Here is a 15,145-nt window from a genome sequence, read left to right as displayed (position 1 = left end):
TTTCCTTTTCGGCTGCCTCAGGGTTACGGGAGGTCGCATCCGCAGCCGGGGAATCCCGACAGGTCCACGAGGGACATGTCAGGCAGCCGTTCCCCTGGTCTGGGCACATATGTGCAGCACACGAACGGCCCACCGACCGCTCCCGGAAACCCGGGTGGTGGTGGGCTGCCCGCGACACCTACGGCGGTGCGCGACGCTCCTGGATCAACAGATCCGGCTGGATGTCCCGCCTGAGGCGCCGACCGGGGTCGGACACGGGACGCAGCACTGGGGGCGATTCTACAGGGTGTTCAGGACCGCTTGCGACCGAGGTACTTGCGGGTCCACTCCACCGCGTCCGCGAACCGGGCCTCGGCTCCGTGCCGGGTGGGTGCGTAGTACTCGCGGTCCTTGATCGCGTCCGGTGCGTACTGCTGGGCGGCGATGCCTTCGGGGAGGTCGTGCGGATACACGTACCCCTGTGCGTGCCCCAGCTTGGCGGCGCCCTTGTAGTGGCCGTCTCGCAGATGGGGCGGCACGGGTCCGGCCAGTCCCTTGCGTACGTCCTCCATGGCCGCGCCGATCGCCAGGGTCGCGGCGTTCGACTTCGGGGCCAGGGCGAGGGCGATGGTGGCGTGGCTGAGGGTGAGGGCTGCCTCGGGGAAGCCGATCATGGCGACGGCCTGGGCGGCGGCCACCGCGATCGGCAGGGCGTTCGGGTCGGCGAGGCCGATGTCCTCGCTGGCGGAGATCATCAGGCGGCGGGCGATGAAGCGGGGGTCCTCGCCGGCCTCGATCATGCGGGCCAGGTAGTGCAGGGCCGCGTCGACGTCGGAACCGCGGATGGACTTGATGAGGGCGCTGGCCACGTCGTAGTGCTGGTCGCCGTCGCGGTCGTACTTCACGGCGGCGCGGTCCACCGTCTCCTCCAGTGTCTGGAGGCCGACCTCCGTCTCGCCCTTGTCCAGGGCCGCCCCGGCGGCGGCCTCCAGGGCGGTCAGGGCGCGGCGGGCGTCGCCGCCGGCGATCCGCAGCAGGTGCCCCTCGGTGTCCTCGGGGAGGGTGACGGCGTCCTTGAGGCCGCGCTCGGCGGCGAGGGCGCGGTGCAGCAGTCCGCGCAGGTCCTCGTCGGTGAGGGGTTCGAGGGTGAGGAGCAGGGAGCGGGACAGCAGCGGGGAGATCACCGAGAAGTACGGGTTCTCCGTCGTCGCCGCGATCAGCGTCACCCAGCGGTTCTCGACGGCCGGGAGCAGGGAGTCCTGCTGGGCCTTGCTGAAGCGGTGGATCTCGTCGAGGAAGAGGACGGTCTCCTTGCCGAAGCCACCGGTGGCCCTGCGGGCCCCCTCGATGACCGCCCGGACCTCCTTGACACCGGCGGTGATCGCCGACAGCTCGACGAAGCGTTTGTCGGTGGCCTTGGAGACCACATACGCCAGGGTCGTCTTGCCGGTGCCAGGCGGGCCCCAGAGGATCACCGAGGACGGTCCGGCCGGGCCGCCCGCGCCCTCGCCGACGAGTCTGCGCAGCGGAGAGCCCGGCTTCAGGAGGTGCTGCTGGCCCACGACCTCGTCGAGCGTGCGCGGGCGCATCCGGACGGCCAGGGGGCTGGCGGCCGGGTCCTTCTCCTGACGTTCTTCTGCTGCGGCGGTGAACAGGTCGGGCTCCACACCCAAAACCCTATGTCACCCCACTGACAACCCCGGTCGTGGCCGTCGGTCGGCTCCTGACCGGGAGGGTCAGCTGATCCAGAAGTCCCACCAGCGGGTCAGGATCAGCATGCCGATGATGCCGACGTGCAGGACGGGCATGACCCAGGTGAACTCGCCGAAGAAGTTCTTCAGCCAGCGCGGGGTGGGCAGGAAGTCGTTGCGGATGTTGAACGACGTCACGTACCAGAACATGACGATCGTGGCGACCCAGGCCAGGGAGCACCACAGGCACAGCGCGTTGATCCGGTACAGCGACTGGAACTGCAGCCAGGTGCAGAAGCCCACGCCGAAGAGCGTGCCGAAGTTGAAGGTCAGCCAGTACCAGCGCGGGAAGCGGGCCCGGGCGAGCAGGCTCACGCCGACGCCGATGACGATGCCGTAGCAGACGAGACCGAGCATCGGGTTGGGGAACCCGAAGGCGGCGGCCTGCTTGCTCTCCATGACGCTGCCGCAGGAGACGACGGGGTTCAGGCTGCAGCCGGGGACGAAGGTCTTGCCCTCCACCTTGGCCTCGAGCAGCTTGAACTTGTCGATCGTGATGACCCAGGCGGCGAGCAGACCCGCCGCGCCGGTGATCACCAGCAGCAGGGCGAAGGCCCGGCTGCCGCCCACCGTGCGCGTCACGGCGTCGCCGTCGGCGTCCGACGACGGGTCGGGCTCGGTGGAGACGTCTTTGACTGTGGTCTTGCTCATCACGCCGATCCGTCTGCTCGTGAGGTGGACCTACTTCGGCCATCGGCCATTCTGCCGCACGCGGCCGCGTGTCCACTGTTCGGTGGACATAAGGAAGTACGCACGGTCGTCCCGGAACGTTCGGTTCAGGCCGAGGATCGACCGCATGACAACACACGCGAAGGGCCTCGCGGTGGACGTACGGGGGCTGCGCAAGCGGTACGGCGACGTGACCGCGGTCGACGGTATCGACCTCGGCATCCACCAGGGCGAGGTGTTCGGCCTGCTGGGACCCAATGGCGCGGGCAAGAGCACGACGGTCGAGATCCTCCAGGGCAACCGTTCCCGGGACGCGGGCGAGGTGTCCGTCCTGGGCGCGGATCCGGCGCACGGCACACGTGCGTGGCGCTCACGTGTCGGAATCGTCTGGCAGGACGAATCCGCACCCGCGGAGTTGACGGTCGACGAGACCGTGCGGCACTTCGCCCGCTACTACCCGAGGCCGCGGGACCCGGAGGAGGTCATCGGCCTGGTGGGGCTGGAGGCCAAGGCGGGCAGCCGGATCAAGGCGCTGTCCGGTGGGCAGCGCCGGCGTCTCGACGTGGCGCTCGGAGTGATCGGCGACCCCGAACTGCTGCTCCTGGACGAGCCGACGACCGGTTTCGACCCGGCGGCCAGGCGCCAGTTCTGGGACCTGATCCGCAAGCTGTCCGACGAGGGCACGACCATCCTGCTCACCACGCACTACCTGGAGGAGGCGGAGGCCCTCGCCGACCGGCTGGCCGTGGTCACCCGGGGACAGGTCGTCGCCGAGGGCGAGCCCGCCGCCCTGCGGGAGCGGTACGGCACCGGAGCCACCGTCGAGTGGAGCGAGCCGGACGGCACCCCGCGCGCGGAACGCACGGACACGCCCACCCGGACGATCGCCGAGCTGATGCGCCGCTTCGACGGCGAGATCCCGGGACTTCGGGTGAGCCGCCCCACGCTGGAGGACGTCTATCTCCGGCTGACCGGACAGGAGGACGCGCGATGACCACGACCGCCGTACGACCCCGGACCGAGACGCCCGGCGGGCGACTGCCCGGAACCTGGGGACTGGGGCTGCGGCGCGGCGCCCTGGAGGTGAAACAGTTCTTTCGGCAGCGCGACCAGGTGGTGTTCACCTTCGCCTTCCCGGTGGTGTTCCTGTTCCTGTTCGCCTCGATCTTCCGCGACGACGTCCAGGACGCCGGCATCAACGCCTCTCAGCTGTACGTCCCGGCGATGATGGCCGCCGGCATCATGTCGACGAGCTTCCAGTCCCTCGGTATCTCCATCGCCATCGAGCGGGACGAGAAGGTGCTGCGCCGGCTGCGCGGCACGCCGATGCCGCCGGCGGCGTACTTCCTCGGGAAGATCTGGCTGGTTCTGGTCACCGGTGTACTGGAGACGGCGATCCTGCTGGCCGTCGGCACGACGTTGTACGACGTCGACCTCCCGTCCGACGCGGGCCGCTGGTTCGACTTCGGCTGGATCTTCCTCCTCGGGCTGACGGCGTGCGCGCTGCTGGGGATCGCGATCAGTTCGGTGCCGAAGTCGGGCAAGAGCGCCAGCTCCGTGGTCGTTCTCCCGTTCCTGGTGCTGCAGTTCATCTCCGGGGTGTACATCGCGATCGACACCATCCCCGACTGGATGCTGAACATCGGTGCGCTGTTCCCGCTGAAGTGGATGTGCCAGGGGCTGCGCGGGGTGTTCCTGCCGGAGTCGGCTCAGGTCCTGGAGCAGACGGGAAGCTGGGAGTTCGGCCGGATCGCCCTGGTGCTCGGGGCGTGGTGCGTCGGAGGATTGCTGCTGTGTCTGCTGACCTTCCGGTGGAAGAACCGGCGCGACGGGTGACCGATCCGGACGACGCCGTCGGCGCCTACAGCTGGGCGCGGTCGTTCCGGATCTGGGACACCTACTTCGCGATCATCTGGCTGGCCACCCTGGTGTCCGTGCTCGGCGCGGACTACCCGGGGCGGCCGGTCCGGGTCACCGCGGCGGCGCTCCTGGTCCCGCTGGTCCCCCTGTTCGTGTGGGTGGGGCGGCCCGTCCTGCGGGGCGATCCGCCCGAGGAACGGCGGGCCCTGGCCTACCTGGTGGCGGCGGTGGCGCTGTTCCTGCCGTCGGCGATCCTCGTGGGCGAGACCCGGCTGATGACGTTCGCGCTGGTGCCCCAGTGCTTCATGACACTGCGGATGCGGCGGGCGCTGGAGGCGGTGGCCTTCATCAACCTCGCGCCCGTGATCGGTTGGGCCCTGGTGTGGCGGCCCGGCGACCGGGAGGTCTTCTTCAACGGGCTGTTCGCCGTGGTGTCCCTCGTCTTCTCGGTGGCCCTCGGCGGCTGGATCATCCGGATCATCGAGCAGAGCCAGGAGCGGGCCGCGCTGATCGCGGAGCTGGACGCGAGCCGCCATGAGGTCTCCCGGCTGTCGACGGCACACGGTGCCCTGGCCGAGCGGGAACGGATGGCCCGGGAGATCCACGACACGCTCGCACAGGGCTTCACCAGCCTGCTGATGCTGACCCAGGCCGTCGAGGCGGAACTCGACCACGACGTGCCGCAGGCCCGCCGCCATCTGGCGCTGATGGACGAGACGGCCCGGCAGAACCTGGCCGAGGCACGCGCCCTGGTCGCCGGGGGTACACCCGCCGACCTGGAGGGCGCCTCGCTCCCGGACGCGCTGCGCCGGCTGGCCGCACGCCACCAGGCGACACTGGACGTCACGGGTGCCGTACGTCCGCTGCCCGCCGGCCCCGAGGTGGTGGCCCTGCGCGCCTGCCAGGAGGCGCTGACCAACGCCCGCAAGCACGCGGGGAGTTCGACCGGGGTGGGCATTTCCCTTGCGTACACCGACGGCGCCCTGACCGTGTCGGTACGGGACGGCGGCTGCGGCTTCGACCCGGACACCGTGACGGGCGGCTACGGTCTGGCGGGGCTGCGGGCCCGGGCCACCGAGGTCGGCGGGACGGCTCAGGTACGCAGCACCCCCGGCGACGGTACGACGGTGACCGTCCGCCTTCCCGTACCGTCCCCGAGGAGCGCATGGTGATCCGGATCATCCTGGCCGACGACCATCCCGTCGTACGGGAGGGCCTGCGGGCGATGCTGAGTGCCGAGCCGGATCTGGAGGTGGTCGCCGACGCGTCCAGCGGACCTCAGGCGGAGGCCATGGCGGCGGAACTGCGGCCCGACATCGTGCTGATGGACCTGCGGATGCCGGGCGGCGGGGGCGTGGACTCCATCGTGCGGATGAGCGAGGCGAAACTGTCCTGCCGGGTGATCGTCCTGACTACGTACGAGACGGACCGGGACATTCTGCGGGCGGTGGAGGCGGGGGCGGCGGGCTACCTGCTGAAGGATCTGCCGCGCGGCGAACTGGCGAACGCGGTACGGGCCGCCGCGCGGGGCGAGACCGTGCTGGCCCCCTCCGTCGCCGCCCGACTGGTCGACCAGCTCCGCACCAAGCCGGAACGCCCCCGGCTCTCGGAACGCGAGACGGCGGTACTGCGACTGGTGGCGGAGGGCTGCACCAACGCGGAGATCGGGCGCCGCCTGTTCATAGGCGAGTCGACGGTGAAGACCCATCTCCTGCGCGCCTTCGGCAAGTTGGGCGTCACCGACCGCACAGCCGCCGTCACCAGCGCGATGCGGTACGGGCTGTTCGACTGAGTTGTTTCCGCCCCCGCCGCCCCTACCCGTCCCGTCCTCCAGGGGCTTCGCCCCTTCAACCCCTTCGGGGGCTCTGCCCCCTGAACCCCCGCTCCTCAAACGCCGGAGGGGCTGATTTTTCAGCCCGTCCGGCGTTTGAGGACGAGGCCCCTTCAGGGCCGAAGCGGGGGTCTGGGGGCGGCAGCCCCCAGGGACGGGATGGGTAAGGGCGGCGGGGGCGAAAACCTCCCGCCGCCCCCCCTCAGCCCAGCCGAGACTCCAGTTCCGCCACGATCTCGTTCACGCCGATCGCCGTCTGCTCGCCGGACTCCATGTCCTTGAGCTGGACGACGCCCTCGGCGAGGTCGCGTTCACCGGCGACGATCGTGTAACGGGCGCCGCTGCGGTTGGCGTTCTTCATCGCGCCCTTGAGCCCCTTGGCACCGTAGGAGAAGTCCGCCGCGACACCCACCTTGCGCAGCTCGGTGACCTTCGCGAACAGCACCCGGCGGGCCTCCTCGCCCAGCGGGACCGCGAACACGCTGGTCGTGGAGGGGAGTTCGAGCTCGACGCCCTCCGCCTCCAGGGCGAGGACCGTACGGTCGACGCCCAACGCCCAGCCGACGGACGGCAGCGCGGGGCCGCCGATCATCTCGGACAGGCCGTCGTACCGGCCACCGCCGCCCACCGCGGACTGCGAGCCCAGACCGTCGTGGACGAACTCGAACGTCGTACGGGTGTAGTAGTCCAGGCCGCGTACCAGCCTCGGGTCGTCCTCGAAGGTGACGCCCGCCGCCGTGATCAGCTCACGGACCTCCTCGTGGTACGCCTTGCAGGCGTCGCAGAGGTAGTCGCGCAGGAGCGGGGCGTCGGTCAGCTGCTTCTGGACGTCGGGGCGCTTGTCGTCCAGCACCCGCAGCGGGTTGATGTCCGCGCGGCGGAGCGTGTCCTCGTCGAGGTCCAGGCCCCGGAGGAAGGTCTGCAGCGCCTCCCGGTACACCGGCCGGCACTCCTTGTCGCCCAGGGAGTTCAGCAGGATCCGGAAGTTCCTGAGGCCCAGTGAGCGGTACGCCTGGTCGGCCAGGATGATCAGTTCGGCGTCCAGCGCCGGATCCTCGGCACCGATCGCCTCGGCGCCCACCTGGGAGAAGTGGCGGTAACGGCCCTTCTGGGGGCGCTCGTAGCGGTAGTACGAGCCGGAGTACCAGAGCTTGACCGGGAGGTTGCCCGCCTTGTGCAGGTTGGCCTCCAGCGCGGCGCGCAGCACGGACGCCGTGCCCTCGGGGCGCAGGGCGAGCCGGTCGCCGCCCTTGGTCTCGAAGGCGTACATCTCCTTCGTCACGATGTCGGTCGACTCACCGACACCGCGGGCGAAGAGCTCCACGTTCTCGAAGCCCGGCGTCTCGATGTAGCCGTAGCCGGAGTTGCGCAGCGGCCCGGCGATCGCCTCGCGGACGGCCAGGAACGTCGCGGAGTCCGGCGGAATCAGGTCGTAGGTGCCCTTGGGGGCCTTGAAGGTGCTCACGGAAGGTCTCTCGTCACATTCCTCGTCGGGGAGCGTCGACATCCGCGCCGCGGTCTGGGCGGCCTGCGGCCGCCTGCCGCAGATACGGGTTGGTGGCGCGCTCCTGGCCGATGGTCGTCTGGGGGCCGTGGCCGGACAGCACCACGGTCGAGTCGTCGAGCGGCAGGCACACGTGGGCCAGCGAGTCGAGCATCTCGGCCATGTCACCGCCGGGCAGGTCGGTGCGTCCGATGGAGCCGGCGAAGAGCAGGTCGCCCGAGAAGAAGACCGGCGGAATGTCCGCCGCCTCGGGCAGCCCGAAGGTCACCGACCCCTTGGTATGGCCCGGCGCGTGCGCGACGGACAGCTCCAGACCCGCCAGTTGCAGCTTCGCGCCGTCGGTGAGCTCGCGGACGTCGTCCGGCTCCCCCACGGTCAGCTCGCCCATCAGCGGCATCCCGATGGAACGCCCGAGCGCCTTCTCGGGGTCGCTCATCATGAACCGGTCCTCGGGGTGGATCCAGGCCGGTACGTCGTGCGCGCCGCACACCGGGACGACCGAGGCCACATGGTCGATGTGACCGTGGGTGAGGACGACGGCCACGGGCCTGAGCCGATGCTTCTTCAGCGTCTCCGCGACTCCCTGGGCGGCCTGGTGGCCGGGGTCGATGATCACGCACTCCTCACCGGCGGCGGGGGCGACGAGATAACAGTTCGTCCCCCAGGCCCCGGCGGGGAACCCGGCAATGAGCACGATCGTCCTTCGTTGTGTCGATTCGGGTGGGCTTCAGGACGGTTACGCCTGTGGTCAGAGCCTACCGGCGCTGCCGATTCCTCAGCGAACCCATATACGGTACGGGGCACACGCAGGCAGTCGGCTCACAAGACGCACGCGCCCCAGTCGACGTACGAGACGCATGAGGAGAGAACCCGGTGGTCACCCAGGAACAGCGGAAGCGTCAGCTCGCCCGTGAGAAGTTCTTGCGGCAGCAGCAGCGGCGCACGGCCGCGCGTCGCAAGGCGCGCATGCGCAACTCGGTGATCGCGTCGGTGCTCGGCGTGATCCTGGTGGGCAGTCTGGCCCTGTACACGACCGGAGTCCTCAAGGAGGACGACAAGTCCAACGCGAGCTCCGAGACGACGCCGAGCGCCGCGCCGACGAGCAAGGCACCGGATCCGTGTGGGAAGCCCGCGGCCGGCAAGGTCAAGACGGCGACCTGGAAGAAGGAGCCGGCGGTGACCATCGACAAGTCGGCCAAGTACACGATGAAGCTCGCGACGACGTGCGGCGAGATAGACCTCGCGCTGAAGACGTCGGCGGCGCCGCACACCGTGAACTCGTTCGACTTCCTCGCGGGCAAGGGCTTCTTCGACCACACCAAGTGCCACCGGCTCACCACCGAGGGCATCTACGTGCTGCAGTGCGGCGACCCGACGGGCAGCGGCAGCGGTGGTCCCGGCTACACGATCCCGGACGAGAACCTGAAGGACAAAAGCCTCAAGAGCAACGTCTACCCGGCGGGCACCGTAGCGATGGCGAACACCGGCCAGGCGCACACCGGCGGCAGCCAGTTCTTCCTCGTCTACCAGGACAGTCAGCTCCCGCCGAGCTACACACCGTTCGGCACGGTGTCCGATTCCGGCATGAAGGTCCTCAAGAAGATCGCGGCCGCGGGTGCCCAGGCCGCGGACCCCACGACGGGCAATACGGCACCCAACGCGACTGTCGTGATCAACAAGGCAACTGTCACCAAATCCTGACCGCCAGCTGCGAAATTTCGGTCGCGCGGGATGCGGACAGGCAACCCGCCGGTCGCCTATGTTGGCCGTGACGAAACTGTGGACGATGCCCGGGGGTGCTGAGGCCCCTCGCAGGCATCATGTGGAGGAGGCGCTGTGAGCAGCGACCCGTGGGGCCGCGTCGACGAGACGGGGACCGTGTACGTGCGTACGGCCGACGGCGAGCAGGTCGTCGGTTCCTGGCAGGCAGGCTCCCCCGAGGAAGCACTGGCCTACTTCGAGCGCAAGTACGAGGGCCTGGTTGTCGAGATCGGCCTCCTCGAGAAGCGAGTGAAGACCACCGACCTGTCGGCGAAGGACGCGCAGGCCGCCATCGACCACATCCGCGAGCAGGTCGACGCGCATCACGCGGTCGGCGACCTGGGCGCCCTGCGGGTCCGCCTGGACAAGCTCGTGGAGACCGTCGACAAGCGCCGCGAGGAGCGCAAGCAGCAGCGCGCGAAGCAGTCGGACGAGGCCCGGCACTCCAAGGAGGCGCTGGTCGCCGAAGCCGAGGAGCTCGCGCAGTCCGACCAGTGGCGGGCGGCGGGTGAGCGGCTGCGGTCCCTGGTGGACACCTGGAAGGGGCTGCCGCGCCTGGACCGCAAGTCGGACGACGAGCTGTGGCACCGCTTCTCGCACGCCCGCTCGGCGTTCTCCAAGCGCCGCAAGGCCCATTTCGCGTCCCTGGACGCGCAGCGCGAGGAGGCCCGCAGGACCAAGGAGCGCCTGGTCGCGGAGGCCGAGTCGCTGTCCGGCTCGACGGACTGGGGCCCCACGGCCGCCCGCTACCGCGACCTGATGTCCGAGTGGAAGGCGGCCGGCCGCGCCCAGCGCGAGCACGAGGACGATCTGTGGAACCGCTTCCGCGGTGCCCAGGACGTCTTCTTCGCCGCCCGCAGCTCGGTCTTCGCGGAGCGGGACGCCGAGCAGGCGGAGAACCTGAAGCTGAAGGAGGAGCTGGCCGAGGAGGCCGAGAAGCTCCTGCCGATCGGGGAACTGAAGGGTGCCCGGGCCACGTTCCGCTCGATCAACGAGCGCTGGGAGGCCATCGGCCATGTGCCGCGGGACTCCCGGCCGAAGGTCGAGGGCCGGATGCACGCCGTCGAGCGGGCCATCCAGGAGGCCGAGGAGACCGAGTGGCGCCGGACGAACCCGGAGGCACGCGCGCGTGCCGAGGGTCTGACGGGCCAGCTCCAGGCGGCCGTGGACAAGCTGACGGGCCAGATCGAGCAGGCGCGCGCCCAGGGCAACAACGCCAGGGCCGACAAACTCCAGCGTGAGCTGGAGGGCCGCCAGGCGCTTCTGGACCAGGCGCTGAAGGGTCTGCACGAGTTCGGCGGCTGACGTCTCGGACACCGGAAAGGGGCTCCCGTACTTCGGTACGGGAGCCCCTTCTCGTATGCCTGCGCGAGGCGTGCCCTACGACCGGCTGCGCGCCGATGTCACCCGGTACACGTCGTACACGCCCTCGACGCCCCTGACCGCCTTCAGGACGTGCCCGAGGTGCTTGGGGTCGCCCATCTCGAAGGTGAACCGGGAGGTGGCGACGCGGTCGCGGGAGGTCTGCACGGCCGCGGAGAGGATGTTGACGTGCTGGTCCGACAGCACGCGGGTGACGTCGGAGAGGAGCCGGGAGCGGTCCAGGGCCTCGACCTGGATGGCGACCAGGAAGACCGAGGACTGGGTGGGCGCCCACTCCACCTCGAGGATCCGCTCTGGCTCGCGCGACAGTGAATCCACGTTCACGCAGTCGCTGCGGTGAACCGATACGCCACTGCCCCGGGTGACGAAGCCGATGATCGGGTCGCCGGGGACCGGCGTGCAACAGCGGGCGAGCTTGACCCACACGTCGTCGACGCCCTTGACCACGACACCCGGGTCGTTATTGCTGCGCCGCTTGCGACCGCGTCCGCGGGACGGCGGGACCGACTCGTCGATCTCCTCGGTGGCCGCCTCCTCGCCACCGAGCGCCTGGACCAGCTTCTGCACGACGTTCTGCGCGGAGACATGGCCCTCGCCGATCGCCGCGTACAGCGCGGAGATGTCCGGGTAGCGCATCTCGTGGGCGAGCGTCACGAGGGAGTCGCCGGTCAGGATGCGCTGGATCGGCAGGTTCTGCTTGCGCATCGCGCGGACGATCGCGTCCTTGCCCTGCTCGATCGCCTCGTCGCGGCGCTCCTTGGAGAACCACGCCCGGATCTTGTTGCGGGCCCGCGGCGACTTCACGAAGTTCAGCCAGTCCCGGGACGGGCCCGCCCCGGCCGCCTTGGACGTGAAGACCTCCACCAGGTCGCCGTTGTCCAGGGTCGATTCCAGCGGTACGAGGCGTCCGTTGACGCGGGCGCCTATGGTGCGGTGGCCCACCTCGGTGTGCACCGCGTACGAGAAGTCCACGGGCGTGGCACCGGCCGGCAGGGCTATCACGTCGCCCTTGGGCGTGAAGACGAAGACCTCGTTGCGCGAGAGGTCGAAGCGCAGGGACTCCAGGAACTCGCCGGGGTCCTCGGTCTCCTTCTGCCAGTCGAGGAGCTGGCGCAGCCACGCCATGTCGTTGAGGTGGTCGTCCTTGCCGGTGGTCCTCGGCTGGTCCGAGCGCACCTTGGAGGTGCCGGCGACGGCCTCCTGCTTGTACTTCCAGTGCGCGGCGATGCCGTACTCGGCGCGGCGGTGCATGTCGAACGTTCGGATCTGGAGTTCGACGGGCTTGCCGTTGGGGCCGATGACCGTCGTGTGCAGCGACTGGTACATGTTGAACTTGGGCATCGCGATGTAGTCCTTGAACCGGCCGGGGACCGGGTTCCATCGCGCGTGCACGGTGCCGAGGGCCGCGTAACAGTCGCGGACCGTGTCGACAAGTACCCGAATACCCACCAAGTCGTAGATCTCCGCGAAGTCGCGGCCGCGGACGATCATCTTCTGGTAGACGCTGTAGTAGTGCTTGGGGCGGCCGGTGACGGTCGCCTTGATGCGGGCGGAGCGCAGGTCGGCCTGGACCTCGTCGGTCACTATGGCCAGGTACTCGTCACGCTTCGGTGCCCTCTCGGCCACCAGTCGTACGATCTCGTCGTACATCTTGGGGTAGAGGATCGCGAAGGCGAGGTCCTCCAGTTCCCACTTGATGGTGTTCATGCCCAGGCGGTGGGCGAGCGGCGCGTAGATCTCCAGCGTCTCGCGCGCCTTCTTCTCCTGCTTCTCGCGCTTGAGGTACCGCATGGTGCGCATGTTGTGCAGGCGGTCCGCGAGCTTGATGACCAGGACACGTGGGTCCTTGGCCATGGCGACGACCATCTTGCGTACGGTCTCGGCCTGCGCGGCCTCGCCGAACTTGACCTTGTCCAGCTTGGTGACGCCGTCGACGAGCAGGGCGACCTGGTCGCCGAAGTCGCGGCGGAGCTGGTCGAGGCCGTACTCGGTGTCCTCGACGGTGTCGTGCAGCAGGCCCGCCATGAGGGTGGCCGGATCCATACCCAGTTCGGCCAGGATCGTGGTCACCGCGAGCGGGTGCGTGATGTAGGGATCGCCGCTCTTGCGCTTCTGGCCGCGATGCCAGCGCTCCGCGACCTGGTAGGCCTTCTCGATCTGGCGCAGCGTCGAGGTCTCGATCTTCGGGTCGTTGCTGCGCACTATCCGCAGCAGCGGCTCCAGGACCGGGTTGTACGGGTTGGAGCGCTGGACACCGAGGCGGGCGAGGCGGGCGCGGACGCGGTTGGAGGAGCCGGAGCGGGCGGGCTGGCCGGTGGCCGGGCGCACGGCGGGCGTGTTCACGGCTCGCTGGGACTCGACCGGCTTGGGGCGCGTCTGATCGGCCGGCTTCTCGACGGGCGCGGCCTGGGCGTGCTGGACCGGCCCGCGGGTGTCGTTCTTCGCCCCGGGAGCGTTCGTCCCGTGCGGGGCGGGCTTCGCCGCGGGGGCCGAGCCGGGCTCGGGTTTGGCGGCGATAAGGGGCTGGGCCTCGTCTGGCAAGAGGACTCCTCGTGCGCGATCCGGGTCCCCAGGTCAGGCTCCGGAGACCCCATGGTAGCGATCCTGCGTGCCGGGATCGCCTTCAGGCCACTGTGAGGACCGTCTACCCCTGTAAACAGGAGAGACGGGCGCCGGATTCCTCCGGGCCCGTCCCTGCGGTGTCCTGCGGGTGGCTCTGGGGCGTCCACCCGGTGCTCGCGGTGCCTCACACCTTGAGCAGCGCCTCCAGCGGGGCGCCGGCGAGAGCCGGTTCCAGGCGGGCTCGGCCGCCCAGGAAACCCAGCTCCATCAGGACGGCGAGGCCCGCGACCTCGGCGCCCGCGCGCCGGATGAGCTGAATGGACGCCTCGGCGGTGCCACCGGTGGCGAGGACGTCATCGATCACCAGAACGCGATCGCCCGAGGAGAGGTCCTCCGCGTGCACCTCGATCTCGGCGGAGCCGTACTCCAGGTCGTACGCCTGGCTGAGGGTCGCTCCGGGGAGCTTGCCCGCCTTGCGTACGGGGATGAAGCCGAGACCGGCGCGGACGGCGACCGGGGCGCCCAGGATGAAGCCGCGGGCCTCCAGGCCGACGATCTTCGAGGCGCCGGTGTTCGCGGCGATCTCCGCGAGGGCGTCGGTGAGCGCGGTGAGCGCCGCCGGGTCCGCCAGGAGCGGGGTGATGTCCTTGAACATCACGCCCGGTTCCGGGTAGTCGGCCACGTCACGGATGCGGCTGAGCAGGAGCTCCTCGATGTCGGTCACCGGCGCTTCCCCGAAGGACGGCCGCGGCCCCGGTTGCGGGACGAGGGCTGGTTGCGGGGGCCGACCACCGCGTGAGCGGCGTCGCCGTCCTCCGGCTCGTCGTCGAACGGCTCGTCGGTGTCCCGGGCGTCCGCGGACTCGCCCTGCGCGGCCGCCTGGGCACGCTTGGCGAGGACGCGCTTCCTGAGGGCCTTGATCTGCGGCTCGCGCTCCTTGAGGTCCGCGACCAGCGGAGTGGCGATGAAGATCGAGGAGTACGCGCCGGCCGCGAGGCCGACGAACAGCGACAGCGAGATGTCGTTCAGCATGCCGGCGCCGAGGAAACCGCCGCCGATGAACAGCAGGGCACCCACCGGCAGCAGTGCCACCACGGTGGTGTTGATGGAGCGGACCAGGGTGCTGTTGATCGAGCGGTTGGCGACGTCGCTGTAGGTCCAGCGGGTCTGCTTGGTGATGTCCTTGGTCTGTTCCTTGAGACTGTCGAAGACGACGACCGTGTCGTAGAGCGAGTAACCGAGGATCGTGAGCAGACCGATCACGGTGCCGGGCGTGACCTCGAAGCCGACGAGGGCGTAGATGCCGACCGTGATGGTGATGTCGTGGATCAGCGCGACGAACGCGGCGACCGCCATGCGCCATTCGAAGGCGATCGCCAGATAGATCACGACAAGGACCAGGAAGATGGCGAGGCCCTGCCAGGCCTTGTTGGCGATCTGTTCGCCCCAGCTGGGGCCGACCAGCTCGCCGGTGACGTCCTTCTCGGAGACGTTCAGCTCGCGGGCCAGTTTCGTCGAGACCTGGTCGGCCTTGCCGGTGTCGATGCCCGCGACCTGGATGCGCAGACTGCCGTTGCCGAGCTTCTGGACGATGGCGTCGTGACCGGACGACTCCTCCGCGAACGTCTCGGCCTGGGCGACCGAGACGGTGGTGTTCTTCGGGGTGGTGAAGACGGCACCGCCCTGGAACTCGATGCCCATGTTCAGGCCGCGCACCGCGAGGCCGACGATGGCCGTGATGGTGATCAGGATCGAGATGCCGTACCAGATCTTGCGGTTGCCGACGAAGTCGTAGCCGACCTCGCCACGGTGCAGTCGGGCGCCGAGGTTGCCGAGCTTCGACAT

The 15,145-nt window shown here is 69.6% G+C and carries 13 protein-coding genes; 6 read left to right on the top strand and 7 right to left on the bottom strand.

From position 1 onward, the window contains the following. Window positions 1-290 precede the first annotated feature (290 nt). Entirely contained in the window at window positions 291-1,646 is a 1,356-nt protein-coding gene (locus AB0H86_RS27845; protein ID WP_362444323.1) for a replication-associated recombination protein A, read from the bottom strand. A 69-nt stretch (window positions 1,647-1,715) separates the two neighbouring features. Next, on the bottom strand, window positions 1,716-2,381 hold the full coding sequence (locus AB0H86_RS27840) for a vitamin K epoxide reductase family protein (protein ID WP_362444320.1): 666 nt from the start codon (window positions 2,379-2,381) through the stop codon (window positions 1,716-1,718). Window positions 2,382-2,526: 145 nt separating this feature from the next. Here AB0H86_RS27840 and AB0H86_RS27835 point away from each other — a divergent pair, with 145 nt between their 5' ends. The 4 genes from AB0H86_RS27835 to AB0H86_RS27820 are packed head-to-tail and all read left to right on the top strand — an operon-like array spanning window position 2,527 to window position 6,051. Next, window positions 2,527-3,393, top strand: coding sequence for an ABC transporter ATP-binding protein (locus AB0H86_RS27835; protein ID WP_362444317.1), 867 nt, complete (start codon window positions 2,527-2,529; stop codon window positions 3,391-3,393). Continuing rightward, window positions 3,390-4,235 (top strand): ABC transporter permease, encoded by an 846-nt coding sequence (locus tag AB0H86_RS27830; protein ID WP_362444314.1) that lies wholly within the window; start codon window positions 3,390-3,392, stop codon window positions 4,233-4,235. Before AB0H86_RS27835 ends, AB0H86_RS27830 begins: the two co-directional genes overlap by 4 nt. Beyond that, window positions 4,193-5,431, top strand: a complete 1,239-nt coding sequence (locus AB0H86_RS27825) for a sensor histidine kinase (RefSeq protein ID WP_362444311.1) — start codon at window positions 4,193-4,195, stop codon at window positions 5,429-5,431. The genes AB0H86_RS27830 and AB0H86_RS27825 overlap by 43 nt, the downstream gene beginning before the upstream one ends. Next, window positions 5,428-6,051, top strand: coding sequence for a response regulator transcription factor (locus AB0H86_RS27820; RefSeq protein WP_362444493.1), 624 nt, complete (start codon window positions 5,428-5,430; stop codon window positions 6,049-6,051). Before AB0H86_RS27825 ends, AB0H86_RS27820 begins: the two co-directional genes overlap by 4 nt. A gap of 241 nt (window positions 6,052-6,292) precedes the next feature. Here AB0H86_RS27820 and hisS read toward each other — a convergent pair whose 3' ends face one another. Continuing rightward, on the bottom strand, window positions 6,293-7,555 hold the full coding sequence (gene hisS / locus AB0H86_RS27815) for a histidine--tRNA ligase (RefSeq protein ID WP_362444308.1): 1,263 nt from the start codon (window positions 7,553-7,555) through the stop codon (window positions 6,293-6,295). Between the two features lie 13 nt (window positions 7,556-7,568). Next, a complete protein-coding gene (locus tag AB0H86_RS27810) occupies window positions 7,569-8,288 on the bottom strand; it encodes an MBL fold metallo-hydrolase (protein ID WP_362444305.1) in 720 nt (239 codons plus the stop codon). A 179-nt stretch (window positions 8,289-8,467) separates the two neighbouring features. Here AB0H86_RS27810 and AB0H86_RS27805 point away from each other — a divergent pair, with 179 nt between their 5' ends. Both AB0H86_RS27805 and AB0H86_RS27800 read left to right on the top strand, forming a co-directional pair. After that, on the top strand, window positions 8,468-9,295 hold the full coding sequence (locus AB0H86_RS27805; RefSeq protein ID WP_362444302.1) for a peptidylprolyl isomerase: 828 nt from the start codon (window positions 8,468-8,470) through the stop codon (window positions 9,293-9,295). 135 nt (window positions 9,296-9,430) lie between these two features. Continuing rightward, window positions 9,431-10,660: a DUF349 domain-containing protein gene (locus AB0H86_RS27800; RefSeq protein ID WP_362444299.1), complete on the top strand. Its 1,230-nt coding sequence runs from the start codon at window positions 9,431-9,433 to the stop codon at window positions 10,658-10,660. Window positions 10,661-10,735: 75 nt separating this feature from the next. On the opposite strand, the gene AB0H86_RS27795 is transcribed toward AB0H86_RS27800, so the two are convergent. The 3 genes from AB0H86_RS27795 to secF all read right to left on the bottom strand — a co-directional run bounded on the left by AB0H86_RS27795 (window position 10,736) and on the right by secF (window position 15,145). Continuing rightward, complete coding sequence (locus AB0H86_RS27795) at window positions 10,736-13,279, bottom strand: RelA/SpoT family protein (RefSeq protein WP_362444296.1); 2,544 nt, start codon at window positions 13,277-13,279, stop codon at window positions 10,736-10,738. A gap of 205 nt (window positions 13,280-13,484) precedes the next feature. Continuing rightward, complete coding sequence (locus AB0H86_RS27790) at window positions 13,485-14,024, bottom strand: adenine phosphoribosyltransferase (protein ID WP_362444293.1); 540 nt, start codon at window positions 14,022-14,024, stop codon at window positions 13,485-13,487. Beyond that, window positions 14,021-15,145 (bottom strand): protein translocase subunit SecF, encoded by a 1,125-nt coding sequence (gene secF / locus AB0H86_RS27785; RefSeq protein WP_362444290.1) that lies wholly within the window; start codon window positions 15,143-15,145, stop codon window positions 14,021-14,023. The genes AB0H86_RS27790 and secF overlap by 4 nt, the downstream gene beginning before the upstream one ends.

Source organism: Streptomyces sp. NPDC050997, from assembly GCF_040660135.1.
Lineage (GTDB): Bacteria > Actinomycetota > Actinomycetes > Streptomycetales > Streptomycetaceae > Streptomyces.
This window is presented reverse-complemented; position numbering and strand designations above follow the sequence as displayed.

What these genes read in the sequence shown, in the direction of transcription:
- AB0H86_RS27840 (WP_362444320.1), bottom strand. Translation starts at nt 2,381, where the DNA reads ATGAGCAAGACCACAGTCAAAGACGTCTCCACCGAGCCCGACCCGTCG.
- AB0H86_RS27835 (WP_362444317.1), top strand. Translation starts at nt 2,527, where the DNA reads ATGACAACACACGCGAAGGGCCTCGCGGTGGACGTACGGGGGCTGCGC.
- AB0H86_RS27830 (WP_362444314.1), top strand. Translation starts at nt 3,390, where the DNA reads ATGACCACGACCGCCGTACGACCCCGGACCGAGACGCCCGGCGGGCGA.
- secF (WP_362444290.1), bottom strand. Translation starts at nt 15,145, where the DNA reads ATGTCGAAGCTCGGCAACCTCGGCGCCCGACTGCACCGTGGCGAGGTC.